The organism is Plantactinospora solaniradicis, assembly GCF_042658085.1.
Classification (GTDB): Bacteria; Actinomycetota; Actinomycetes; order Mycobacteriales; family Micromonosporaceae; genus Plantactinospora; species Plantactinospora solaniradicis.
In genome coordinates this window covers 418920-443707 of record NZ_JBHSPR010000007.1, presented here as the reverse complement: position 1 = coordinate 443707, position 24788 = coordinate 418920, and the positions used below count along the sequence as shown (strand labels likewise).

Annotated in this window: 21 protein-coding genes and 1 riboswitch; of the genes, 8 read left to right on the top strand and 13 right to left on the bottom strand. The window is 71.7% G+C overall.

Annotated features, from left to right (window positions below; genetic code table 11):
- Positions 1 to 37: 37 nt before the first annotated feature.
- The 9 genes from ACFP2T_RS08020 to ACFP2T_RS07980 all read right to left on the bottom strand — a co-directional run bounded on the left by ACFP2T_RS08020 (position 38) and on the right by ACFP2T_RS07980 (position 9166).
- The gene (locus ACFP2T_RS08020; protein WP_377419248.1) at positions 38 to 862 is read right to left on the bottom strand and encodes a carbohydrate ABC transporter permease; all 825 of its coding nucleotides are present in this window, start codon (positions 860 to 862) and stop codon (positions 38 to 40) included.
- Positions 859 to 1785, bottom strand: coding sequence for a carbohydrate ABC transporter permease (locus ACFP2T_RS08015; RefSeq protein WP_377419246.1), 927 nt, complete (start codon positions 1783 to 1785; stop codon positions 859 to 861). The genes ACFP2T_RS08020 and ACFP2T_RS08015 overlap by 4 nt, the downstream gene beginning before the upstream one ends.
- A 28-nt stretch (positions 1786 to 1813) precedes the next feature.
- Complete coding sequence (locus tag ACFP2T_RS08010) at positions 1814 to 2518, bottom strand: glycerophosphodiester phosphodiesterase (protein WP_377419245.1); 705 nt, start codon at positions 2516 to 2518, stop codon at positions 1814 to 1816.
- A 299-nt stretch (positions 2519 to 2817) separates the two neighbouring features.
- A complete protein-coding gene (locus tag ACFP2T_RS08005) occupies positions 2818 to 3624 on the bottom strand; it encodes an inositol monophosphatase family protein (RefSeq protein WP_377419243.1) in 807 nt (268 codons plus the stop codon).
- 14 nt (positions 3625 to 3638) lie between these two features.
- Positions 3639 to 4643 (bottom strand): 2-hydroxyacid dehydrogenase, encoded by a 1005-nt coding sequence (locus tag ACFP2T_RS08000; RefSeq protein WP_377419241.1) that lies wholly within the window; start codon positions 4641 to 4643, stop codon positions 3639 to 3641.
- 4 nt (positions 4644 to 4647) lie between these two features.
- Positions 4648 to 6117 (bottom strand): FGGY family carbohydrate kinase, encoded by a 1470-nt coding sequence (locus tag ACFP2T_RS07995; protein WP_377419939.1) that lies wholly within the window; start codon positions 6115 to 6117, stop codon positions 4648 to 4650.
- Positions 6092 to 6880, bottom strand: coding sequence for a DeoR/GlpR family DNA-binding transcription regulator (locus tag ACFP2T_RS07990; protein ID WP_377419239.1), 789 nt, complete (start codon positions 6878 to 6880; stop codon positions 6092 to 6094). The genes ACFP2T_RS07995 and ACFP2T_RS07990 overlap by 26 nt, the downstream gene beginning before the upstream one ends.
- A 76-nt stretch (positions 6881 to 6956) precedes the next feature.
- Positions 6957 to 7670, bottom strand: coding sequence for a histidine phosphatase family protein (locus ACFP2T_RS07985; RefSeq protein WP_377419237.1), 714 nt, complete (start codon positions 7668 to 7670; stop codon positions 6957 to 6959).
- Positions 7667 to 9166, bottom strand: coding sequence for an FGGY-family carbohydrate kinase (locus ACFP2T_RS07980; protein ID WP_377419235.1), 1500 nt, complete (start codon positions 9164 to 9166; stop codon positions 7667 to 7669). The genes ACFP2T_RS07985 and ACFP2T_RS07980 overlap by 4 nt, the downstream gene beginning before the upstream one ends.
- A 300-nt stretch (positions 9167 to 9466) precedes the next feature.
- A riboswitch (guanidine-I (ykkC/yxkD leader) is annotated at positions 9467 to 9584 on the top strand.
- Positions 9585 to 9632: 48 nt separating this feature from the next.
- Between ACFP2T_RS07980 and ACFP2T_RS07975 the strand changes: the two genes are divergently transcribed.
- The 4 genes from ACFP2T_RS07975 to ACFP2T_RS07960 are packed head-to-tail and all read left to right on the top strand — an operon-like array spanning position 9633 to position 13451.
- Entirely contained in the window at positions 9633 to 10787 is a 1155-nt protein-coding gene (locus ACFP2T_RS07975) for an agmatinase family protein (protein WP_377419233.1), read from the top strand.
- On the top strand, positions 10784 to 11791 hold the full coding sequence (locus tag ACFP2T_RS07970) for an ABC transporter substrate-binding protein (protein WP_377419231.1): 1008 nt from the start codon (positions 10784 to 10786) through the stop codon (positions 11789 to 11791). The genes ACFP2T_RS07975 and ACFP2T_RS07970 overlap by 4 nt, the downstream gene beginning before the upstream one ends.
- Positions 11791 to 12681, top strand: a complete 891-nt coding sequence (locus ACFP2T_RS07965) for an ABC transporter permease (protein ID WP_377419229.1) — start codon at positions 11791 to 11793, stop codon at positions 12679 to 12681. The genes ACFP2T_RS07970 and ACFP2T_RS07965 overlap by 1 nt, the downstream gene beginning before the upstream one ends.
- On the top strand, positions 12678 to 13451 hold the full coding sequence (locus ACFP2T_RS07960) for an ABC transporter ATP-binding protein (protein WP_377419227.1): 774 nt from the start codon (positions 12678 to 12680) through the stop codon (positions 13449 to 13451). Before ACFP2T_RS07965 ends, ACFP2T_RS07960 begins: the two co-directional genes overlap by 4 nt.
- An 18-nt stretch (positions 13452 to 13469) precedes the next feature.
- On the opposite strand, the gene ACFP2T_RS07955 is transcribed toward ACFP2T_RS07960, so the two are convergent.
- Together ACFP2T_RS07955 and ACFP2T_RS07950 are read right to left on the bottom strand one after the other, a co-directional pair.
- The gene (locus tag ACFP2T_RS07955; RefSeq protein ID WP_377419225.1) at positions 13470 to 13961 is read right to left on the bottom strand and encodes a beta-class carbonic anhydrase; all 492 of its coding nucleotides are present in this window, start codon (positions 13959 to 13961) and stop codon (positions 13470 to 13472) included.
- A gap of 168 nt (positions 13962 to 14129) precedes the next feature.
- Positions 14130 to 15197, bottom strand: a complete 1068-nt coding sequence (locus tag ACFP2T_RS07950) for an SMP-30/gluconolactonase/LRE family protein (RefSeq protein ID WP_377419223.1) — start codon at positions 15195 to 15197, stop codon at positions 14130 to 14132.
- 254 nt (positions 15198 to 15451) lie between these two features.
- Here ACFP2T_RS07950 and ACFP2T_RS07945 point away from each other — a divergent pair, with 254 nt between their 5' ends.
- Positions 15452 to 16747 (top strand): sulfite oxidase, encoded by a 1296-nt coding sequence (locus ACFP2T_RS07945; RefSeq protein WP_377419221.1) that lies wholly within the window; start codon positions 15452 to 15454, stop codon positions 16745 to 16747.
- 48 nt (positions 16748 to 16795) lie between these two features.
- On the opposite strand, the gene ACFP2T_RS07940 is transcribed toward ACFP2T_RS07945, so the two are convergent.
- Together ACFP2T_RS07940 and ACFP2T_RS07935 are read right to left on the bottom strand one after the other, a co-directional pair.
- On the bottom strand, positions 16796 to 18046 hold the full coding sequence (locus ACFP2T_RS07940; protein ID WP_377419219.1) for an exo-alpha-sialidase: 1251 nt from the start codon (positions 18044 to 18046) through the stop codon (positions 16796 to 16798).
- Between the two features lie 135 nt (positions 18047 to 18181).
- Positions 18182 to 19342 (bottom strand): low temperature requirement protein A, encoded by a 1161-nt coding sequence (locus ACFP2T_RS07935; protein WP_377419217.1) that lies wholly within the window; start codon positions 19340 to 19342, stop codon positions 18182 to 18184.
- Positions 19343 to 19636: 294 nt separating this feature from the next.
- Between ACFP2T_RS07935 and ACFP2T_RS07930 the strand changes: the two genes are divergently transcribed.
- From ACFP2T_RS07930 to ACFP2T_RS07920, 3 genes are all read left to right on the top strand, one after another.
- Positions 19637 to 20737: a cellulose binding domain-containing protein gene (locus tag ACFP2T_RS07930; RefSeq protein ID WP_377419215.1), complete on the top strand. Its 1101-nt coding sequence runs from the start codon at positions 19637 to 19639 to the stop codon at positions 20735 to 20737.
- Positions 20738 to 20866: 129 nt separating this feature from the next.
- Entirely contained in the window at positions 20867 to 22204 is a 1338-nt protein-coding gene (locus ACFP2T_RS07925; protein ID WP_377419213.1) for an SWIM zinc finger family protein, read from the top strand.
- Entirely contained in the window at positions 22201 to 24753 is a 2553-nt protein-coding gene (locus ACFP2T_RS07920) for a DUF6493 family protein (protein WP_377419211.1), read from the top strand. The genes ACFP2T_RS07925 and ACFP2T_RS07920 overlap by 4 nt, the downstream gene beginning before the upstream one ends.
- Positions 24754 to 24788 lie beyond the last annotated feature (35 nt).

Below are 24788 nucleotides of genomic sequence, written 5' to 3'. Positions count from 1 at the left end.
GATCGGTTCCCTCCGGGAGTGAAGAGCAGGTCGGATGTCAGCCCTTGACGGCACCCTGGGTGAGGCCGGCGACGATCTGCCGCTGGGCGACGAAGAAGACGGCGAGTACCGGGAGTACGACGAACACGGTCGCGGCCATCACCGCGCCCCAGTTGACGTAGCCGTCGGCGTCCTTGAGCATCAGCAGCCCCACCGGCAGGGTCCGCATGGTCTCGGTGTTCGTGACGATCAACGGCCAGATGAAGTCGTTCCACTTGCTGACCAGCGACACGATCGCGACCGTGATCAGCATCGGGCGGGACAGCGGCAGCACGACCCGGAACAGGATGCGCAGGTGCCCGGCGCCGTCCGCCCGGGCCGCCTCGATGATCTCGATGGGAATGGTCAGCATGTGCTGGCGCAACAGGAACGCGCCGAACGCCGAGGCCGCGCCCGGGATGACGATGCCCTGGTAGGTGTTGATCCAGCCCAGGTCGGCCACGGTCAGGTAGTTGGCGAGCAGGGTGACGTGTCCGGGCACCATCAGCGCGCCGAGCAGCGCGGCGAACAGCACCCGCTTGGCCGGGAACCGCAGGAACACGAAGGCGTACGCGGTGAGTACCGCGTTCGCCACCTCCAGCAGCGCCCCGGACCCGGTGGTGAGCAGGGAGTTGAGGTAGAACTGGCCGAACGGCGCGGCCCGCCACGCCTCCGCGTAGTTGCCCCAGCGCAGGTCGCCGGGCCACCAGACGGGCGGGAAGGTGTAGATGTCGCCGGACTGCTTCAGCGACGAGGTGAACAGCCAGTACAGCGGCCCCACCATGATCACTCCGACCAGGGCGAGCAGCGCGTAGAGGCTGAACCGGCGCATCCGAGTGGTCAACGGTAGTGGACCTTTCGCTCGAGATAGCGGGTCTGCAACAGGGTGACCGCGAGCAGGATCGCGAACATCACCACCGCACCCGCGGCGGCCGGACCGGCCTGGAAGGCGATGAAGCCCTTGTCGTAGACGTACCAGGAGAGGATCGTGGTGGCCCCGCCCGGCCCGCCGTCGGTCATCACCGCGATCACGTCGAAGGCCTGGAACGACGAGATGATCGTCGTCACCACGAGGAAGAACGTCACCGGGGAGAGCAGCGGCAGGGTGATCCGGCGGAAAATCCGCCACGCGCCGGCGCCGTCCAGCGCCGCCGACTCGTAGAGGTCGCGGGGCAGGTTCTGCAGGCCGGCCAGGTAGACGATGGCGCAGAAGCCGACGTTCTTCCACAGGTAGACGATCATGATTGCCGGCAGGGCCCAGTCGGAGTCGGTGAGCCAGGCCGGTGAGGCGGCGCCGACGAGTTCGAACAGGAACCGGGACAGCCCGTAGTTCGGGTCGAAGATGAACAGCCAGGCCAGTCCGATCGCGGCGCCGGAGAGCACGTGTGGCGCGAAGACCACGGTCCGGACCAGTCCCCGGCCGCGCAGCCGCTGGTTCAGCAGCACCGCCACCGCCAGGCCCAGGACCAGACTGCCGCCGACCACCCCGACCATGAAGTACGCCGTGGTGCCGAGCACTCCGACGAACTCGTCACCGGTGAAGAGGTCGACGTAGTTGTCCAGCCCGACGAACCGCTTGACCGGGGCGATCATGTCCCACTCGGTCAGGCTCAGGTAGGCGTTGTAGACCACCGGCCAGTACGAGAAGATCCCGATCAGCAGGAAGTTGGGCGCGACGAAGGCCAGGAAGAGGGCGTACTCCCGCAGTCGCCGGATGCGTCGGGCCCGGGCCACGGATCGCGCGGCGGTGTCGCCAGCAGTCGGCACCGGTCTTCCCTCCCCGGGTGCCGTCGAGTCACTCACCGGCCGGTACGGGTGCGGCGAGCCGGAGCAGGGCGTCGATGTCGTCGCTGACGATGCCGTCCACTCCGTACGCGTACGCCGCGGCCAGGTCTGCCTCGGCGACGAGCGGGCCGACCCACACCTGGTAGCCGCGTTCCCGCATCGCCGGTACCCCGCAGGCGTCGGCGACCCGCCAGCGCGGGCCGAAGTACTGCGGGCGGAGCGCGTCCAGCAGTTCCTGCGGCACAGGCGCGGGTTCGGTCCAGTCCAGTCCGATCAGCGCGTCCGGCTCGGCCGCGCGCAGCCGGGCCAACGCCTCCCGTCCGCCGGACCGGGCCGCCACGAAGATGGCCCGCTCGAAGGCGTCGCCGTGCCGGCGCAGTTCCCGGACCGCCGGCTCGACAACGTCGTCGGTCTTCAGGTCGACCAGGAAGGACGTCCGGGGGAAGGCGACGAGCAGTTCGTCCAGAGTGGGCACCCGGTAGCCGTCGGTGCCGGCCGCCCGCACCTGCGCGAGAGTCAGGTCGGCGATCGCCGCCGGTACGTCCCACAACCGGTCCAGCCGGGCGTCGTGCAGCAGTGCGATGTGGCCGTCGCGGGTCAGTCGCAGGTCGAACTCGAGCGTGTTCGCGCCCTTGTCCACCGCCGACTGGAACGCCGGCATGGTGTTCTCGCGGTGGGCGAGCGGGTCGCCCCGATGCGCGATCGTCAGGAACATCGAGCCTCCTCGGGATGACCGGCGGCAACCCACCGCTCTTAACGCCGTAGAGCGTTGCTATCACGACGTTGTTAACACATACCGTCGGTAGTTAACACGATCGGAACCGGCGGGGCAAGTGCGGGATCGAGGCTGCGGAGCAGGCAAAAACGGAGCGGGTGCGGTCGTGTGCGCAGTGCGACGGGTGGCGGTACAGGACTGGTACCGGCTACCAGTGCACCGAGGAGGATGTTAAGAACCGGCCATCGGCCGTTAAGAGTGGTGCCGGAGGATTCAGTCCGCGAGACCGCGTACCAGGGTCAGGATCTCGTCCAGCACGGTGGCGCGGCGGCGATGGTGGCCGTCGCGGCGAGGCTGTGTTCGCTGCCGTCCCGGTCCACCGTCCGGGCCCCGGCCTCCCGGGCCAGCACCACCCCGGCGGTCACGTCCCACGGGTTGTTGGAGAACATCACCAGCGCGTCCAGCCGGCCCGAGGCCAGCCAGGCGAGGTCCACCGCGGCGGTGCCGAGCATCCGGACCCGCTGGGCCCGGGACACCAGCGCGGCCGTCATCGCCAGCCGCTCGCGGTTACGCCCGGCCGCGCCGCTGCCCACCGCGTAGTCGCCGATCGCCACCAGCGCCTCGTCCAGCCGCGCCGGCCGGTTCGCCGAGATCCGCTTCCCGTCGGCGTACGCGCCCGCACCCTCGACCGCCCAGTAACGCTGGCCGAGCAGTGGCAGGTCGATCACGCCGAGAACCGGCCGCCCGCCCCGGAGCAGTCCCAGCGACACCGCCACCAGCGGCAGGCCGTGGACGAAGTTCACCGTCCCGTCCACCGGGTCGAGTACCCAGACCAGCTCGGCGTCGGGATCCAGCGCACCCTCCTCCTCGCCCACGAACCCGATCTGCGGGGTACGTCGGCGCAGGTACTCCCGGACCGCCCGCTCGACCGCGAAGTCCACCTCGGAGGCCATGTCCCGTTCGCCCTTGGCGGTCAGCGCACCGGGCCGACCGCTCCGGACCAGGTCGGCGGCGAGGTCCACCGCGGCCGTGGCGACGGGCAGCAGCGCGACGAGTCCCCCGCCGGTCCCCGCCTCCGCCCCGATCGTCGATCCAGGGTCGGTCACGGGCTCGGGATCGGTCACCGGTTCCGCTCGGCGAGGTAGTCGGCGACGGCGTCGGCGGCCTGGGCGGCGGCCCGCTCGGCGGTCTGCCGGGTGGCGCCGGCCAGATGCGGGGTGAGCACCACCCGGGGCGCGGTACGCAGCCGCGAGCCGGTCGGCAGCGGCTCCGCGTCGAAGACATCGAACCCGGCCCCGCCCAACTGCCCCGACTCCAGCGCGTCCACCACGGCGTCGTAGTCGAGCAGACCGCCGCGCGCGGTGTTCACCAGTACGGCGCCACGGGGCAGCAGGGCCAGCTCCTTCACCCCGATCATTCCGGCGGTCTCCGGGGTCAACCGGGCGTGCAGGCTCAACACCGCCGAACGTTCCAGCAGCTCGGCCAGCCCGACCGGGCTCGCTCCGTCCAGGGTGGCCGGATCGGCGTACGGGTCGTGGACCAGCACCTCCGCGTCGAAGGCCCGCAGGATCCGACCGACCCGGCGGCCGATCGCGCCGTAGCCGACCAGCCCGACCGTGCTGCCGGCCAGTTCGGAGCCGACCTCGTCCAGCGCGTACAGATCGCTGCGCCAGGCACCGTCCCGGACGCCGGCGTGCCGGTCGGGGATCTGCCGCAGGGCGGCCAGGATCAGCGCCACGGCGTGCTCGGCCGCGGCGATCGCGTTGCGTCCCGGCGTGCTCCGGACCCGCACGCCGGCCTGCGCCGCGGCCGCCAGGTTGACGTTGACCGGGCCGCCCCGACACACCACGACCAGCCGCAGCGCCTCCGCCGCGCCCAGCACCCGGGCGGTGAACGGTCCCATCTGGGTCACCGCCACCTCCACCCCGGCCAGCGCCGCGATCAGCTCGTCCTCGTCACCGGACGCCTCGTCCACCTCGGCGATCCGGCCGAACGGGACGTGTGGCCAGGGCAGCGTCAGCGTGCGGGCGGTGAACACCGGGCCGATCCGCGCCCGCAGCGCGTCGGTGACCAGGTCGGGCGTCACGAAGTGGTCGCCCGCGATCAGGACGGGGGTGGTGGTCATGGGTTCACCTTTCGCTCCACGCGGGACGGGCCTGCGTGATGTGCTCCAGATAGCGGGCGTAGCCGGCCTCGTACCGGTCCCGTGCCGGGTCGTCCGGCTCGTACCGCCGGCCCGGCGGATGCCAGCCGGACGCGTCCGGATCGGCGCCACCGACCACCGACAGCGCCGCCAGTGCCGCGCCGCGTGCCCCGATCTCCTCGCCGGCCAGCACCCGTACCGGTCGGCCCAGCGCGTCCGCGAAGATCTGCGCCCAGCGGGCCGAGCCCACCCCGCCGCCGCAGGCGGTGAGTTCGCCGGTCAGTTCCGCGGCGGTCAGGCAGTGCCGGGCGCTGTACGCGATGGCCTCGCAGGTCGCCCGGACCAGGTCCGCCGGCTCGGTGCCCAGGTGCAGGCCGTCCATCCGGGCCCGGGCCCGGGGCGCCACGAACGGCGCCCGCTCACCGGCCTCGGCGAAGAACGGCAACACGGTCAGCCCGTCGGCCCGGCCCCGGGCCAGCAGCTCCGGCAGGTCGGCGACGGCCGCGCCGACCAGCCGGAGTACCCAGTCCAGCGCGGCCGTGCCGACCATCGCGGGCAGGGCCCGCAGCCACCGGTCGGGCTCCCAGGTGTTCAGCGTCAGGCCGCACGGCTCGCCGGTCGTGTCGACCTCGTCCCGGAGCACCTGGCAGGCGAGGGTGGTGCCGACGATGAGCAGTCCGGCGCCGACCGACCGGACACCCGCGCCCCAGGCCGAGGCAGGCAGGTCGTAGGGCGCGGCGATCACCGGCAGGCCGACCGGCAGGCCGGTCCGCCCGGCCGCCGTCGCGGCCAGCGCGGCGTGCGGGGCGTCGTGCACGGGTGCCAGCAGGTGCCGGCGGTGCGCCAGGCCGCACGCCGTGATCAGGTCCTCGTCGTACCGCCGGGTGCGGGGGTCGAGGAACGGGGCGGAGGCGTCGGACGGGTCCGTGGCCCGCAGCCCGGTGAGCCGCTGCACGACCATGTCCTTGCAGTACGCGGCGGTGGCGGCGCGGTCCAGTGCGGCCGGCTCGTGCGCGTCGAGCCAGGCGAGCAGCGGTCCCGAGGCGCCCGGAAACGGATAGTTGCCGGTACGCCGGTACGCGACCTCCAGCAGCCCGTCCGCCGCCCAGCGGTCCAGGATCGGCGTCGACCGGGCGTCCAGCCAGGAGATCGCCGGCCGGATCGGGTGACCGTCGCCGTCCACCAGCCACAGCCCGTCGCCCTGCGCGGTGACGCCGAGCGCGGCGACCGGCCGTTGTACCCGCTCCCGCAGTTCGCCGAGCACCGCCAGCACGGACTCCAGCACCTGGTCGGCGTCCTGCTCGTACCGGCCGGGGCCAGCCCGGTCGAGTACCGTGGGGCGGGCCGCGCGGGCCAGCGCCGTCCCGTCCGGACCGAAGGCGACCGCCTTGGTGACCGTGGTGCCGACGTCGACGCCGAGCACCACGGGTTCACGCGATGTCGTACCGGACACCATGTTCACGCATCTCCGACAACGTCTCCTCCGGGGCCTTGGCGTCGGTGATCACCAGATCGAAGTCGCGCAGCGGTGCCAGCCGGTGCAGCGCGGCCCGGCCGAGCTTGGTGTGGTCCACCATCAGCACGCTGCGCTGTGCCGCGCGGATCATCGCCCGTTTCACCAGGACGATCTCCTGTTCCTGGTGGTACGCGTACCCGCCGGAGACCGCCGAGGTGGAGGCGAACAGCAGGTCGACCCGGAGGGCCTCGATCGCCTCCACACATGGCACTCCGAGGAACGAGTCGTGCGTCGGGTAGTACTCGCCGCCGAGCGCCAGCAGCCGTACGCCGCGTACCCCGGAGAGCAGCTTGATCGTCTCCAGGAAGTTCGTGATCACGGTGAGCGGCCCGGCGTCGTCCTCCAGCAGCCGGGCCACCTCCAGGGTGGTGGTGGAGTCGTCGAGCATCACCGCCATGCCCGGTTCGATCAGGGCCCGTGCCTGGCGGGCCAGGGCCAGCTTCTCCTCCCGGGCGGCGCGCAGCCGGAACGACACGTTCGACTCGAAGACGCTGGACGGTTGGGCGCTGACGCCGCCGCGGAACTTGCGGACCACGCCCTGACGCTCCAACTCGTCCAGGTCGCGGTGGATGGTCATCAGGCTGACGTGGAACATCTCGGCCAGTTCGGTGGCGGAGACCGAACCGTGCTGGAGCACGTGCTCGGCGATCTCCACCTGCCGTTGGGCGGGCCGGCTGCGCTCGGGCGAGTCAGTAGCACTCATGCCGGCACTCCGCTTCGCTGCGTGCCGTCATGAGGCACCTTCGCCCTGAGCTGGCTGATTCGCTCGCTACGCTCGTTCATGTTGTCCTCTGGTCGGCGTCGTCGTGGTGGTCGGGATCGTCCCATCCTCGACACAACGGCACGTTGTAGGCCAGCACCGCCACCGGCTCGGCGGGCAACCCGGTCGGGCCGGTTGGGCCGGTCGCCGGACCGTCGGCCGGCACCGGGAACCGGAGTGTGGTGGTCGCGACCGGATCGAGCACCGGCAGCCGGCGGCGGTACTCCGCCAGCGGCACTCCGAGCACCGCACACGTCACCAGCCGGATCAGCGTGTTGTGCGCGACCACCAGGATCCGGCCGCCGGGATCGGCCACGGCCAGCGCGGTGAGCGCGTCGAGAGCCCGGGACACGGCCTGGACCGGCGCCTCACCCCCGGGAAAGTGGTCGGCCGCCGGATCGGCCTCGAACCGGGCCACCACCTCGGGGTCGGCGGCGCGCAGCTCGGCCAGGGTGCGGCCCTCGGCAATGCCGAAGTCGAGTTCCCGCAGCCGTGGCTCCACCACCGGAGACAGGCCGGTGGCCTTCGCGGTCGGGGCGGCCGTGTCCCGGGCCCGGCCCAGCGGGGAGCAGACCAGGCCGGTGAACTCCTGCCGCGCCGCCCACCGGGCCAACCGCTCCGCCTGCTGCTCGCCGACGGCGTCGAGCGGTACGTCGCTGCGTCCGGCGTACCGGTTCGGATGGTGCCAGCCGGTCCGGCCGTGCCGGGAGAGCACCAGCGTCGTACGGGTCACGACAGCTCCTTGGCGTAGGTGGCGAACTCCTCGTCGACGTGCCCCCGCACGGCGAGCGCGTCCACGAACCGGGCGTACGGCTCGGCGAACCGCCCCCGGGTGCCCGGCCGGGGTGCCAGCACCCGGGCGACCCGTACCATCCGGCGTGCCGTCGCGGTGAGATTGTCGTCGCCGGCCGCCGCCAGCACGGCCATCCCGAACGCCGGTTCGGCGGTACGCGGCAGGGTCACCTCCCGGCCGAGTACGTCCGCGCGCAGTTGGCACCAGTACCGGCTCCGGGTCGCGCCGCCGGTCAGCGAGAGCGGGCCGGTGACGTCGGCACCGAGTCGGCGGAGGTGGGCGTAGCAGAGCCGTTCCACGTACGCGACGCCCTGGAGCACGGCGGCGTACCGGTCCGCGTCGTCGGCGAAGGTGCCCACCTCGAAGGGCTCGGCGGCGGGCCGGACGAACGGGAACCGCTCGCCGGGGGACCGGAGCGGATAGACCAGCCCGCCGGCCGGTTCGTACCCGGCGGCGGCCCGGTCCATTCCGGCCCGGTCGACGCCGGGAAACCTCGCCTCCAGGGCACCGGCACCCACGTTCGACGCCCCGCCCGGTAGCCAGCCACCGTCCGGGTGCCGGTGCGAGTAGACCGCGCCGACCGGATCGGTGAGCCGGACCGGGGTGACGCCCTTGAGGACCAGCGTGGTGCCGAGCACCGAGTTCCAGCTTCCGGCGTCCAGCGCCCCGGCCGCGATCTGGGCGGCGCAGCCGTCGGTCATGCCGGCCCGGACCGGTACCCCGACGGGCAGCCCGGTGTGGGCGGCGCCGGTCGGATCGAGGGAGCCGATCCGGGTTCCCGGCCGGACCACCCGGGGCAGCGTGTCGGAGGGTATCCCGAGCGTGTCGAGTACGCCGGTCGGCCAGCCGCCGCCGTCGGGGTCGTACCCCGTCTTGAGCGCGGTGCTCCAGTCGGTGGCCACCGGGGACCCGGTCAACCGGGCGGCGAGGTAGTCCCCGCAGTGCCGCAGGGCGAGCCGGCCGGCGGTGAGGTCGGTGCGAAGCTCGGCCGGGCCGTGTCGGAGCAGCCAGAGCAGTTTCGGCAGGGCCCAGGACGGTTGGGTGGCGTACCCGAGCGCGGCCCAGACGTCGGTGCCGGCTTCCGCGACGTCCTCGGCCTCCCGCTGGGCCCGGGCGTCGTCGTACATCAGGGCCGGGGTCCGGGCCGCACCGTCCGGTCCGGCCAGCAGGAAGGTGCCGGAGGTGCCGCAGATCGCCAGCGCGCCGACCCGGGTCGGTTCGACGTCGCGCAGGGCCCGCCGGAACGCGGTGCCGAGCGCGGCCCACCAGTCGGTCGGGTCCTGTTCGTGCCGATCGCCGGTCCGCCGGCTGGTCAGGGCCTGCGATCCGTGCCCGGCGACGGTGCCGGCGCCGTCGACGAGCAGGACACGCAGGCTCTGGGTGCCGACGTCTACGCCCGCCCAGAGTCGCCCGGCGGCCGGCTGGTGTTTTCGCATCGAGGATTACCGCCTCCACGGCCAGAGCAAATGAACAGGCGTAGACGTTAACTTAACATCATGGTTGCCTCGACAGCCACCCCGCCAGGCCCGGCCGAGCCCGCTTTGAGCGGGGAGTCTGGCCCTCGCTGCGGCCCGAGCAGCCGTCATGCTTCCGGTAGAGTCCTTGATAACTTAACGATTAGAGTGTTAACTAACATCGCGCGCGGGGTGACCATTGGACGCGGCCGATACCTGCCGGCAACGGGCGGGCAAAATGCGGGAAACGCCGGCGCCTTACGTTTCGATGCGACTCATCCATTGAGGCGCGCCTAGGGTTCCGCCGCCCCGGCAACGGGACGGGACTGGTCCGAGAGGCGCAGGCGGAGCCGGCGGCGCTGTCGGTGCCGTTCCACGGCGGGACAAAAGCCCGGGAGACAGCCACCACCCGGCTGTTCCCGGCCGGGTGACCTTTCCGGAGGTGCCCATGGGCTTCGCGCACCACCATCACGGTCAGCCGGACGGGCAGACCCCGCCGCTGCACGACAACTACGGCCCCGAGGCCCGCTACGCGGTGCAGCGGGAGGCGGAACTTCCCACCACCAGGTGGGAGGCGGAGGTCGAACGCGGACTGCGACTCGGGCTGCCCGGTGCCGACTCCATCGTGGACCGCCGGATCCCGACGTTCTCCCGCGGCGAGTTGCCGCACTTCGCCGGCATCAACACCTTCCTCAAGGCGCCCTACGTGGAGGACGTCACCACCTGCGGCGAGTACGACGTCGCGGTGCTCGGCGCCCCCTTCGACGGCGGTACGACGTACCGGCCGGGGACCCGGTTCGGCCCGCAGGGCATCCGGAAGATCTCCGCGCTGTACGGGCCCTACAGCTTCGAACTCGGCGTCGACCTGCGGGAGTCGATCACGATCGCCGACCTCGGTGACATCTTCACCATCCCGGCCAACATCGAGAAGACCTTCGACCAGATCTCCAAGGCGGTCGGCCACGTCTACGCCTCCGGCGCCTTCCCGGTCGTGCTCGGCGGCGACCACTCGATCGGCTACCCGACGGTGCGCGGGGTGGCCGAACACCTGTCGGGCAACCTCGGCATCATCCACTTCGACCGGCACGTCGACACCCAGGAGACGGATCTCGACGAGCGGATGCACACCACGCCGTGGTTCCACGCCACGGACATCCCCAACGTCCCGCCGAAGAACCTGGTCCAGATCGGCATCGGCGGCTGGCAGGCGCCCCGGCCCGGCGTGAAGGTCGGCCGGGAACGCGGCACCACGATCATGACCGTCACCGACTGCGTCGAGATGGGAATCGAGGCCGCCGCCGAGAAGGCGCTGGAGGTCGCCTGGGACGGCGCCGAGGCGGTCTGGCTCTCCTTCGACGTCGACTGCCTCGACGCCGCGTTCGTTCCCGGTACCGGCTGGCCCGAACCGGGCGGCTTCCTGCCGCGCGAGGTCCTGAAGTTCATCCAACTGATCGCCGAACGACCGCTCGCCGGCATCGAGGTGGTGGAGTGCTCCCCGCCGTACGACAACGCGGAGATCACCTCGCTCATCGCCACCCGGGTCATCTGCGACACCCTCGGGTGCCTCGTCCGCGCCGGTCATCTGCCTGGGAGAAAGCCATGAGAAGACGCCACCTGACGGAACTCCTGGCGGTCGCGGCGTGCGTCGTCGTACTGGCCGCCGCGGCGGCCTGCGGTGGGGACGGCGGGGCGGGGGCGGGTGGACCGGCCACGGTACGGCTCGGCTTCAGCGCCTGGCCGGGGTGGTTCCCCTGGCAGGTCGCGCAGGAGAAGGGGCTGTTCAAGGAGAACGACGTCACCGTCGAACTGACGTACTTCGACAGCTACACCGACAGCCTCCAGGCGCTGAGCACCGGCAACCTCGACGCCAACAGCCAGACCCTGAACGACACCCTCTCCTCGGTCAGCGGTGGGGCCGGGCAGACGATCGTCCTGGTCAACGACAACTCGACCGGCAACGACCAGATCATCGCGGCTCCCGGCATCAACAGCGTCGCCGACCTGCGTGGCAGGAAGGTCGCCGTCGAGCAGGGCACCGTCGACCACTACCTGCTGCTGCTCGCCCTCGAGAAGGCGGGTCTGACCGAACGGGACATCACGCTCACGCCGCTGCTCACCGATGCCGCGGCGGCGGCGTTCGTGGCCGGACAGGTCGACGCGGTCGGGGTGTTCGCGCCGTTCACCACCACCGCGCTCGGGCGTTCCGGAAGCCGGGCCATCGCGACGTCGAAGGACTTCCCCGGCGCCATCCCCGACCACCTCGCCTTCGACACCGCGTTCGTCTCCGAGCATCCGGACGAGGTGCAGAAGGTCGTGCAGACCTGGTTCGACACCCTTGAATGGATCACCGCGAATCCGGCCGAGGCGGTGACCATCATGGCCCGCCGGGGTGGGGTCAGCGAGGCCGACTACCAGACCTACAACGCCGGGACCACCATCTTCACCCGGGAACAGAACCTCGCCGCGTTCACCCCCGGCAGCGACCCCACCCACCTGAACCACCAGGCCGACCAGATAGCCGAGTTCCTGGTCAAGACCGAACTGGCCCCGGCCAAGCCGTCCCTGGACGGGCTGCTGGAGCCGAAGTTCGTCCAAGCGGTGACCTGATGGCACGCCTCGCCGAGCCGCGTCCGCCCGGGGGAGTGGCGCCGGAACGTCCGCCGACCGCCCGGCAGCTCTTCGGCTCGCTGCCCCGCCGCCGTCCCTCCGGCCCGCCGGGAACCGTACTGGCGCTGCGTACCCCGTTGCCCGGCCGGATCCGCACCGTCCTGGTGCTGGCGTCGGTGGCCGTACCGCTGCTGGCCTGGCTCGCGCTCGGTGCCAGCGGGGCGGTCGACCCGCGGTTCCTGCCGGCACCGGGCGCGGTCTGGACGGCCGGCGTCGAGATGGCCCGCAGCGGCGAACTCGTCACCGACGCCTGGGCCACCGTCCGGCGGATCCTCTACGGGTACGGGCTCGGGGTCGCGGTGGCGGTGCCGCTCGGCGTGGCGATGGGCAGCTTCACCGCCGCCCGTTCGGCGCTCGAACCGGTCAGCGGACTGCTGCGGTACCTGCCCGCCGCCGCGTTCACACCGCTGCTGCTGATCTGGCTGGGCATCGGGGAGTCCCCGAAGATCGCGCTCATCTTCATCGGCACGGTCTTCTTCAACATGCTGATGGTCGCCGACGCGGTCCGGCAGGTGCCGCTGGACCTGGTCAACGTGTCGTACACGCTCGGCGCCCGCCGGGGCGAGGTACTCGGCAAGGTGATCCTGCCGTACGCCCTGCCCGGCATCGTCGACGCGGTACGGGTGAACTTCGCCGCCGCCTGGGGTCTGGTCGTGGTCGCCGAGCTGGTCAACAGTCAGGAGGGGCTCGGCAAGCGGATCCTGCTCGCCCAGCGCTTCACCCAGACTGACAAGATCTTCGCGATCCTCGTGGTGATCGGCCTGATCGGGGTCACCGCCGACGTGGCGCTGCGGATCACCCGGGACCGGATCAGCAGGTGGGTGCCGTGACCGGGCTGCTCGAACTCGTGGGAGTCGGCCGGGAGTTCCAGCGACGCGGCCGGGCCGTACCCGCACTGACCGACATCGACCTGCGGGTCGCCCGTACCTCGTTCGTCTGCGTGGTCGGGGCGAGCGGTTCCGGCAAGTCCACGCTGCTGTCCCTGGTCGCCGGGCTCGACCGGCCGTCGACCGGGGAGATCCTGCTCGACGGCAACCCGGTGCTCGGGCCCGGCCCAGACCGTGGCCTGGTGTTGCAGAGCGGGGCCGTCTACCCCTGGCGGACGGTCGAGCGCAACGTCGCGTTCGGCCTGGAACTGCTCCGGATCGACCGGGCGGAGCGGGCCCGACGGGTCGCCTGGTACCTGGAGGAGACCGGGCTGACCGCGCTCCGCTCGGCCCTGCCGAAACAGCTCTCCGGCGGGCAGCGCCAACGGGTCGCGATCGCCCGGGCGCTGGCCTGCGAGCCGGACGTCCTGCTCCTCGACGAACCGTTCGGCGCGCTGGACGTGCAGACCAAGGAGGACATGCAGCTCTTCATCCGGCGGGTGTGGCGGGACACCGGCACGACAGTGCTGATGGTCACCCACGACGTGGAGGAGGCCGTCTTCCTCGGTCAGCGGGTGGTGGTGCTGGCCAGCGATCCCGGGCGGATAGCCGCCGACATCACGCTGGAGTTGCCCGAGGAACGCGAGCTGGCCATCAAGCGGACACCGGAGTTCCTGGAACTGCGGGCCCGGGTCGAGGACCTGGTCCGGACGTTCCACCACGACACCGGATAGCCGGGACCTCGGTCGCGGTCAGCTCACCTCGCGCAGCTTCCCCGTCTCCACCTCGTAGACGAAGCCGCGCACGGAGTCCTTGACCGGGATGAACGGGTCGGCCAGAATCCGCCCGATCGACTGGCGGACATCGGCCTCCAGGTCGGTGAACGCCTCTGCGGCCCAGGCTGGCTTGATCCCGAGCTCGGCCTCGATCGACGCCTTGAATCCGTCGTCGGTGAAGGTGAGCATGCCGCAGTCGGTGTGGTGGATCAGGATGATCTCCGTGGTCCCGAGCAGTCGCTGGCTGATGGCCAGGCTGCGCAGTTCGTCGGCCGTGACGACTCCGCCGGCGTTACGGATCACGTGCGCGTCGCCCTCGGCGAGCCCGAGCAGCCCGTACGGGTTGAGGCGGGCGTCCATGCAGGCCAGTACGGCGACGTGGCGGGCCGGCGGCAGGGGAAGGTGACCCTTGTCGAAGGTGGCGGCGTATCGCTCGGCGTTGCCGAGCAGTTCATCGGTGACGCTCATCGTGCTGCTCCTCGACTGGACGGGCGCGGGCAGGGGTCCGCGCGTCAGAAGAAGAATACCTAACCTATCGAGTGAATAGGAATATCGATCGAACATCGGGGATGCCCCGGTCCCGAACGACGAGGCGGCCGGCGCCCCCGATCGGTCATCCGGGGCCGGCGCTTCCGGTCAGGCGTTCGGGGGTGGCGCGGTGGGAAGGTCGAACGCGGCGACGGCACCGCCGTGCAGGCTGCCCAGCCACACGGTCCCGCCGTGCTCGCGTACCCCGGTGACCATCGAGAAGCCCGCGACGGTCGCCTGCAGGTCGTGCACGACCCGGCCCTCGGCGTCGAGGGCCTGTACCCAGGCGGTGTTCGCCGGCTTGGGTTGTAGCGACTCCGGCAGGGCCCAGACCACCCGGCGCAGGGCCGGGGATCTCGGCGAGAGCAGGTCCAGCAGCGTGTTGCGCGGTGACCCCATCGCGATCCAGAGCAGGCCGTCGCTGCCCCGGGCCAGGTTGTCGGGAAACGCCGGCAGGTTGTCCACGAGTCGGTCGACCTTTCCCGCGTCCGGTCCGGTCAGCCAGACCCGGGTCAGCCGGTACGCGCCGGTCTCGGCCACCACCACGTACGACTCGTCGGCGGCCAGCGCCACGCCGTTGGCGAAGTGCAGCCCGTCCAGTACGACGTCGTGCCGCCCGTCCGGGCCCAACCGGAGTAGTCGGCCGGTGCCGGAGTGCTCGAGCAGGTCCGCCTTCCAGTGCGGCAGTGCGAACCGCTGGGTCGAGTCGCTGAAGTAGATCGACCCGTCACCGGCCACGGCCGCGTTGTTGCACAGCCGCAGCGGGGCGTCCCCGATCGGCGTACCGGCGGCGATCAGGGTCTCCACCCGGCCGGTGGCGGAATCGACCCGGAGCAGCCCGTGCGTGGCGTCGCAAACTATCAGGCGACCCTCCTGGTCGACCTCGATGCCGAGCGGCCGTCCGTTGGTCTCGGCGACCACCTCCGGGCTCGCGCCCTGCCGGGGTGCGCCCTCGTGATCCGGGCCGGTGTCGCCGGTCGTCAGTCGGATCAGGCGGCCGTCGGCGAGGCCGGTGTAGACCTGTCCGGCGGAGTCGACGGCGACGTCCTCCGGCCCGTGGCCGGGAACGGTCCGCAGTCGTACCGGCGGCATCGGGAGGTCGCCGTTGCTTCGTCGGGCCCGGGCGGGTGCCGGTGCCGGTTGCCACACGACGGGATCGATGCGCGGTCTGGCCATGCCGCATGCTATCGGAATGGGTTGGATCGCTCTGTCCACATAGAAGGAAGGAGCGCGGCCGTTCCATCGTGGTGGGCACGGCGGCCGGTCCGGATACCCCGGGCGGATCTCCGCCCGGGGTTGGATCCGCCGATGGCATGATCTCCGGTCTCGCGCGGGGAGCCGATGGTCCTATAGCCTATAAGGACTATGGGAGAAGTAGGCTGCCTTGGGTCGGCTGCGGTGAGCCGCCCGTCCGCTGAGGGGAAGCTGACATGGACCGGAACGGGTTGACGGACGAGGGTGCCTACGACCGGCTGCGGCTCGGGCAGTGGCTGCGTGGCGAGGCTCGGGGTGACGGAGTGTCCCGACGTGACCTGATGCGCCTGGCGGCGGGTGTCGGAGTGCCGCTGGTGGCGTCGCAGCTCGCCGCCGTACCGATGGCGTCCGCCGCGCGGGCAGCCCAGGCACCGGCGGCGGCCGGGCCGATCCTGAAGCCACTACCGGCCGAGCTGTTCCAGGTGCACGGCACCAACGCCGAGACGCGGTGGGAGGCGCTGTTCGGTCAGGGGTACCTGGTCCCGATCGACCGGTTCTTCGTTCGCAACCACACGCAGACGCCGGTGCTCGACCCGGAGAGTTGGCGGCTGCGGTTGTTCGGCGCGGGACTGGCCGGTGCGCCGACCGCGGCCAATCCGGTCGAGTTCAGCTACCGGCAGTTGCGGGCCCTTCCGGCCCGCACCCTGACCGCCTTCGTGGAGTGCGCGGGCAACGGCCGCAGCTTCTTCACGAGCCAGCAGGGCCAGCAGGTCTCCGGCACCCCATGGAAGCTGGGTGCGATCGGGGTCGCCCGGTGGCGCGGGGTGCCACTGTCCACCGTGCTGCGTATCGCCGGGCTGACCCCGGCGGCGGTCGACGTCATGCCGCAGGGGCTGGACTCGGATTTCGTCAGCGGGGGAGTGAACCTCGGTCCGGTGCGCCGTCCGCTGCCGGTGGCCAAGGCACTGCGCGACGTGCTGCTGGCGTACGAGATGAATGGTGAACCGCTGCCGCCGGATCACGGGGCCCCGGTCCGGGTGGTGGTGCCGTCCTGGATCGGGATCTCGTCGATCAAGTGGGTCGGCCAGATCGAGGTGTCCGACGGCCCGCTGTTCTCGCCGTGGAATACCCAGTTCTACCGCCTGATCGGGCCGGACTATCCGCCGGAGGGCACGCTGCTGGGTCCGCAGGTGGTCAAGAGCGCCTTCGAACTGCCCTGGGACGCCCAACTCGCGGCGGGGCGGCGGCACGTGCTGCGCGGCCGGTCCTGGTCGGCGAACGGACCGGTGCGGCAGGTCGTCGTGAGTACCGACGGCGGTGCGTCGTGGTGTCGCGCCCGTCTGGTCGGCGCTACCGTCGACAAGGGCTGGCAGCGGTGGGAGATCTCCTGGAAGCCGCCGGCCTCCGGGGCGTACACCCTGCGGGCGCGGGCCACCGACGTCACCGGAGCAAGCCAGCCCGAGACGGTGCCGCACAACACCCAGGGCTACCTGTTCGGCGCTGTCGTGCGGCATCCGGTCACCGTGGCCTGACGGACCGGCGGCAGATCAGTACGCCGTCCGACGCGGGCGAGTTCAGTGTCAGTTGTTGGGGCCGTTGAGGATCCAGGAGAGGTTGAACCGGCGCCAGACGATCGCCCGGTAGGAGTTCGCCCCTGATCCGTCGTTGAAGAAGTCGGTTTCCACCAGCGCACCGATCCGGAAGTCGGCCGTCTTGGTCATGCTGGAGTAGCCGCCCTCGTAGCCGACACCGGCGACGGGTGCGTCGCTCAGCTTGCGGCCGTAGTTGAACTTGCCGGCGTCGGCGTCGTAGCTGATCCGCACCCGCATCTCCCGGCGGCTGGTGGTCGACGCCGAGTTGAGGAAGACGGTACGGGCCGGCGAGTCGGTGTTGTAGAGGAGCACCGAACCTTCGCACTGCGGGTCAGGCAGGCCGCCGTCGGCGGTGAGGGAGCCGAACCCGCTCAACGTGCCCCGGCCGACCCAGCGGTACGTGCCGGAGTCTGGCCGGTCGTTGCGGTACAGGTTGCCGTTGGGGGTCTGGGCGATCGTGCCCTCGTTTCCCGCGCCGGTCAGTGGCTGGTACGACCAGGTGCGGTTGCCCGGGCTGCCCAGGCCGATGATGTTGCGACCCTTCGCGGGGATCACCAGCTGTCCGGTGGTGAGCTTGATTCCGATACCGGGGCCGACCGCGTCCCACGACCAACCGTTCGGCGTCAGTTGTGCGGTCATGTCCTGAGGCTGGGACCAGGTCGCGCCGTCATTGGTGCTGGCGACCAGGTAGAGGCGGCGCCGGCCGGCCTCGGTGGAGTCGATCTTCTTGGTCAGGGAGCCGTCCGGCAGTGCCTCGCCGCCCCTCAGGCTGCGGTCGCCCGCGTTCCAGGACAGGAAAAGATAGATGGTGGCGCCGTCCACGACCGCGGTCGGGTTTCCCCAGGTCCCGTTCCCCGAGCCCACCACCTCCTTGAGGGGCTCCCAGTCGCCCGGCGCCGCTCCGTGGTCCGTCGTGGTCTTCGTGCGCTTGTAGACGAGGTTGATGTCGCCGTGGTCCCGGTTGTTGTGCCGCCGGCCCTCGGCGAAGGCCAGGATCCGGCCGGTGGTGGTCCTGACGACGGCCGGAATCCGGAAGGAGTGGAAGCCCACCCCGCTGGACAGCTTGTCCGGCGAGGACATGTTCGCACTGCGGAACAGCGGAAACACGGCGTGGTACTGGGCGGCGTCCTTCGCGGGATCGTCGACCGCCGCTGCGGCCGCGCCGGTCGGCGGAACGACTGTGGCGACAGCGATGCTCGCGATCACCATGATGGCGGTGGCTCGGCACCTCAGGTTCACGTCGACCTCCCCAGGTCCGGACGCGGCAGGTCCCGGACGGTACCCACCGCCGTTGAACGGCAGGTAAATAACCTACGCTTTCAGTGATCGGAAGGTAAGATAGCTACAAATTCTCGGCAGAGTGCGCGCCGTCGGCTACCGGTCCGAGGCGTCGTGCCGTCCCCGCCAGGCGTCGGTGAGGGTTATCCCGAGCAGGATGCCGACGCTGGCGATCACGACAAAGATCGGTGCCAGCGGTGTCAACGCCGGCGCCACGCCGATCATCAGCACCAACCAGCCCACCCGTGATCGCGAGATCCGGCCGAGGAGCGCGTACTCGAAGATCACCCGGCCGAGGACGAACAGGGCCGCGCCGCCGACGACGAGGGCGACCCAACTCGCCCGTGGGGTTCCGAAGGGGTGCCGAAGGACGAGGTCCACCCCGGCCGTCATGGCGATCACCCCCGCCACCAGGACGGCGTAGATGTAGGACGCGAGGCGCACCGCCCGGAGCGGATGCTTGTGCACCGCCCTCGCGACGAAGAGGTCGGTGCGGAACACGTAGATCTGCCACAGCAGCAGCGCCGCGCTGATCGCCGCGAGGAAGACGACGACCCGGGCGGTGCTGAACTCCGCGACACTGAGCTTCAGCGTGGACGCCAACACCAGGTCGCCGATGATCAGGATGGTGATCTGCTGGTACCGCTCGCCGAAGTGTGAGCTCAGCCGTTCGTACTGGTCGAGCGGCACCCGACCCAGCCTGGGTGTCGGGTAGCGCAGCGCGGCGGAGACGTAGTCGACCACGAGCGCCCCGGCCCACAGCGCGGCGCGCCAGGCCGGATCGACGAGCCCGCCCGCGAGCCACAGGACTCCGGAGAGGACGAACCAGAACAGGAACCGCTCCACCCGGACCTGTGCGAGGTGACCGCGCAGCGCGCCGATCAGCAGGACTCCCCGTACCACGTGGATGCCGACGTAGGCGCCGGCGAAGAGGAGACCCTGTGCGCCGAAAGCGTTGGGTATGGCGGCCGTCATCAGGCCCACGCCGAACATGGTGCTGGCGATCACGCCCCGGATCACCCGTCGACGAGGATCGAAGAAGTCGGTGGCGAGCGACGTGACCGACCAGGTCCACCAGGCGGCCAGCAGCAGGATCGCGTTCTGCCCCACCCCGCGCCAGGTCAGGTCGCCGGCCAGGTGCATCGACAACTGCGCGAACGTGGCGACGTAGAACACGTCGAAGAGCAGTTCCAGCAGCGTCGACCGATTCGACGAGCCGGGGTCGCGCAGTAACCCGGCTGGGCTCGTGCTCGTCATCGATCAGCCGTTCCTGCCCTCGTCACAGCCACTCGCGGCCGGGCCGCTCCGCGCGCCCACGGAGGCGGTGACGTTCCCCAGATTAGGCCCGCCCGCGCGGCCGTACGCCCGAAACGTCGGAATTCGTGCCCGGCCGACGACCCGCCCCCGACTCGCGCGCGTCCGGGGAAGGCATCGATGACTGTCGTAATCCTGCCGGGGGTGGCAGGATGGCAATAGTTCGTATGGTTACCCAACTAACTCCCACCGACTCCGTCGCGGGAATGCGCGACACGACACGACCAGGAGGCCCATATGAGATCCATCCCGCGCGGGAACCTGGGACGAGGGCTGCGCGCCGGCCTCGCGGCCGCGGCCACGCTGCTGCTGGGCATCGGCATGACGGCGGTGCTGAGCGCGCCGGCCAGCGCGGCCACCGGCTGCCGGGTGAACTACACCGTCAACCAGTGGTCGGGCGGCTTCAGCGCCAACGTCGCGCTGACCAACCTCGGCGACCCCCTCAACGGGTGGACGCTGGCGTGGAGCTTCCCGAACGGGCAGACCGTCACCCAGGGTTGGGGCGGCCAGTTCAGCCAGAGCGGCAGCCGTGTGACGGTGACCAACGCGTCGTGGAACGCCGGGCTCGGCACCAACGCCACCGTCACCCCCGGCTTCAACGGCACCTGGAACGGCACCAACAACCCACCCACCTCGTTCACCCTCAACGGGGTGGCCTGCACCGGTTCCCCCTCCACGGGGCAGCCGCCGACCAGCAGCGGCCCCACTCCGTCGCAGCCCAGCGGCGCCGCGTGGACGTCGTCCGACCAGTGGGGGACGTGGACCAACGGCGGGTACACGCTCTACAACAACATCTGGGGCAGCGGCGCCGGCACCCAGACCATCTGGGCCAACTCGTACAGCAACTGGGGCGTCACCGCCAACCACCCGAACACCGGCGGGGTGAAGTCCTATCCCAACGCGACCCGGAACGTGAACCGCAACCTCAGCGCGATCGGCAGCCTGACCAGCAATTTCAACGTCACGGTGCCAAGCGGCGGGGCGTACGCGAGCACGTACGACATCTGGGCCAACAACCACGCGTACGAGATCATGCTGTGGATGAACAAGACCGGCCCGGTCGGCCCGCTGGGGTCGCTCCAGACCACCGCGTCGGTCGGCGGGCACACGTGGCAGATCTACCGCGGCTCGAACGGCGCCAACGAGGTCTTCTCGTTCATCCGCACCAGCAACACCAACTCGGGAACGATCGACATCCGCGCCGTGCTCAACTGGATCCGCAACGCCGGCTGGTACGGCGACGTACTGGTCGGTGACGTCCAGTTCGGTTACGAGATCACCTCGGCATCGGGCGGACTGAACTTCACCACGAACAGCTTCTCGGTGTCGTACAGCTGATCCCGCCGGCCGGCCCGGCACGCCGCCCGCGGATGGGCGGCGTGCCCGGCCGGCCGTGGCGCGGATGCGGTGCCGAGCGGAGGCCGACCAGCGCGGCGATGTCGGTCGGCCCGCGTACCATCCGCAGCCGTGAACGCCGTTGCGACGTACCGGTATCTCGGCTCCTCCGTGCTCCGCCCCGATGGTCTCGCCCTACAGACCAGTGGCGGGCCGGCGGCGAATCCACGGTTCTTCTCCGGATTCCTCACCACACCCCGGGCGGCCGCCGCCGGTCTGCTCGCCGTCGCCGAGGTCGCCCGCACCCGCTACCACCGGCCGGTCGCCTCGGCCAGCCTGGACCCGGTGGTGACCGGCAGCCGCGACCGGCTGCGCTTCGAGTCCTTCTCCGGCTGCTGCGGCGTCTACGCCCGGCTCGACGCACTGCCGGCCGGTATCGACGGCGACATCGTCGCGCACGGCACCACCAACGTCGACGTCAACCCGCCGCTGCGGGAGGCGCTCGCCCGGGTCGGCGGGATCGATCCGCTGCACCTGTCGGTCGGGCCCGACGACCTCACCGTCTCCACCATGGACGGTACGGTCGTGGAGAAGAAGGTCCCGCTGCCGGCCCGCTGGTTGCGAGGCTTCGCCGAGGTCCACGTGCTCGCGGCGACCTTCGCGCCCCGAGCCGAGATATCCGCCGCGGAAGCCGGTGCGTTTCTGCGTCGACTGCCTGGCGCCAGCGACCGGTCGGTGCTCTGGGCGGTGCCAGCCGGCCGGTCACTGCGGCTGACCGCCCGACCGGTAGCGGGCGCCGTCTGCCTGACCGGCGCCGACCGCCTGGCCGCGCTGCGCGGGATGCTGCGCCACGCGAAGACCCTCCGGGCGTACGGGCCCGCCGTCACGGCCGGCTCCCCGCCGCTGCCGAGCACCTGGGAGCTGGACACCGGAGAGCTGCGTCTGTCGCTCACGCTCTCCCCGGAGCCCTACCGGGGCTTCTCGGGCGAGGGGGCGACCCTGACCGCACTCGCCGGAGACGACGTGGTCGACGATGCCGACCTGATCGGCGTCCTGCTGTCCTGGGACTCGACCATCGAGGTGGACGCGCTCTCCGCGGCGGCGGGGATCGACGCCGACCGGGTCCGCGCCGCGCTCGCGCAGCTCGGCACGGCCGGCCGGGTCGGCTTCGACGTCGCGCAGGGGGCGTACTTCCACCGGGTGCTGCCGTACGACGCCGGCCGGGCCGAGCGGGACAACCCACGGCTGGTCGGCGCGCGGGCGCTGGTCGACGCCCACGCGGTGGAGCGCGACGGCGCGGCGGCCACGGTACGCAGCGGCGACCAGGTCTACCGGGTACGCAGCCATCCCGACGGCCGGTACAGCTGTTCGTGCCCGTGGTGGGCGAAGCATCAGGGGCAGCGGGGGCCGTGCAAGCACGCACTCGCGGTCTCGATCGTCGACGGTTCTGCGGAGAGGGCCCGGTCGTGACCACCCTGTTCGACCTGATCACCAAGGGTTCGGTCGTCGAGACCGGAGCATGGCTGGCCGGTCTCGACGAGCAGCGCCGCCGCCAGCTCGGCACCGAGCTGCTGGCGTACGTCCGGCGGCGCCGGGACAACTGGTGGGGCGGTGCCGAGGGGACGGCCCTGGCGGTGGCCGCCGTCGGCTGCCTGCCCAGCGCCGCCAAGGCGGCCGAGCTGCTCGGTCGCCGGTCGGTGCGGCTGGACGAGAACGCCGGGCCGCCGGTCGTCGACGCGGCCCGGGACCGGGGTGTCGACTGGCTGCCCGACCTCGCCCGCCGGCTGGCGGACCGGCTGGTCCGGACCGACCTCGACGGCAACTGGTCGTTCGTCGCCCACCTGGTGGTCGCGGAGAAGACACCGCCGCCGACCGGGGACATGTTCGTCGAGGGCTGGCTCGACTCGCTGGCCTGGCCGACGCAGCGGCTGCGACCGTACCCACTGATCGACCGGCTGCGCGCCGACCCGTTCCTCGACGCGATGCTGCCCCGGCTCTTCGAGGTCGACGGCATCGGCACCCGGATGGCGTTCCAGGACCTGAAGACCCGGGAGCCGCTCGCGTTGCCGCACACGCTGATCCGGCTCGCCGCGCAGGGGCGGCTGGACCGGACGGTGCTGCTGAACGGCTGTGTCGACCGGCTGCTGCGTGGTGACCGTCCGGCGGCGCTGCGGCCGTTCAGCGTCCTGCACGACCTGCTCGCGCCGACCCCGGGCGAGCGGACCGACCGGCGCGCCGACTACCTGCGGCTGCTCGCCGACGCGCCCGGCCCGGTGGCGTCGATGGCGCAGAAGGCGTTGCGGGGATTGGCCGACGTCGAGTTCGAGGCCGTTCTCGACGCCTCCCGGGCCGTGCTGCTCCGGCCGGAGAAGGCACTGGTACGCGGCCAGCTCGGCTGGTTGGACCAGCTTGCCCGGCAGCGGCGGGACCGGGCGCCGGAAGTGGCCGCCGTTCTCGCCGAGATGGGCGAGCACCCCGCCGTGGAACTCCGGGACCGGGCCGCGGCACTGGCCGCGAAGCACGGTGTCGTACCGGCACCCGTCGGCGTCGTGGTGCACGCGGGCGACGACCTGCCGGCACCGCCGGCACCGGCTGCGGCGCCACCGCCGATCACCGACCCGGACGAGCTGGCCGAGGAGGTTGCCACCCTGCTCAGCACCCGGATCACCGCGTTGCCGCTGGAGCGCATCCTGGACGGGGTGGTCCGGCTCGGCGGCGCCGACCAACCCCGGCTGGCCCAGGTGTTGACGCCGGTGCTGGACCGGCACCGGCAGCAGCTCGAGGAGCACCGCTGGGATCCGTCCTGTCTGCACGGTCAGCTCGGCAGCCTGTTGCGGGCCGACCTTCCGCCGGCCGAGGCCAGTGCCCTGCGGAGCTGGTGGAGCGGTCTGCTCGGCGCGGCCCGACAGTCCCAGGTGACCGATCCCCGGGTCGCACCCGCACAACGTCTGCTGCGGGTCCGGATCGCGGAGATCGGTACGCAGCTCGGCCGGACCCGACCCGTCGGCCTGCTGGCGGCGCCCACCCGGGCGTCCGGCGTCCTCGACCCGGCCGTGCTCTACGACCGGCTGGCCGCCCTGGGCGACCAGGTGCCCTGGCACTGGGACCTGACCCAGGCGCTGCTGCGGCTACCGCCCGTCGTCGACGAGGCGTTGGCGGACCGCGCCGCCGCGCTGGGTACGCCGGGAGGTGGTCGGCTCGCCGCCTGGCTGCGCTCCGGCGGGCTGCCCCGGCCACAGTCCCAGGTCGTCACGGTGCGGTTCCAACGGAGCACCTCGTACTACTTCGGAGACTCCAGCCTGGCCGCCCAGCGGGTGCAGGTCGAGCTCAGCCCACCGGAGACACCGCCTGCCGGCCGCCGCCACGCCGAGCGGTTCGACGATCCGCTCGGACTGCTCGGTGGTCGGGTGGTGCGGTTCCCCGGCCACTGCGCCGACTGGTCACTGCTCTGGCCGGCGGTGCTGCCCGGCTACCGGGAGCTGGTCGCGGCGTACGCGCTGACCGACGTCAGCAGCGCCGCCGATCTGGAGGTCCAGGGTGCCGCAGGCGTCCTGCCGCTGATCGCCGAGTGCACCGGACCGGGCGGCGTGGCGCTCGACCTCGCCCTGGCGTACGGGCTCGGTGCCCGGCACCGGTCCGACCGGGCCGCCGCCGTCGACGCCCTGCTGCTGCTCGCCGCCGCCGACGACCTCGACGCCGGGGCCGTCGGCCGGCAGGTCGGCGATCTCGGCGCGGGTGGCATGCTCACGCTGACCCGGTGCGTCGAGCCGCTCCGGGACGTGGCGATGGCGGGCGCCCGGCTCAGCGTCTGGCGGCTGCTCGCCGCCGCGTTGCCGGCGTTGCTGGCCGCGCCGAAGCCGCCCCGTGGCATCCCGGACCTGCTCACGCTGGCGGCGGAGACGGCGACCGCGACCGGGGTGCGGATCGAGGTGCCCGGGTTGGCCGAGGTCGCCGCCCGGCGCGGATCCAGCCGGCTGGTGGCGGAGGCCCGCCGCCTCGCCACCGCACTCGATCGCTGACCGGCCGGTCGGCCTCCTGTCCGACCGCCGTTGGG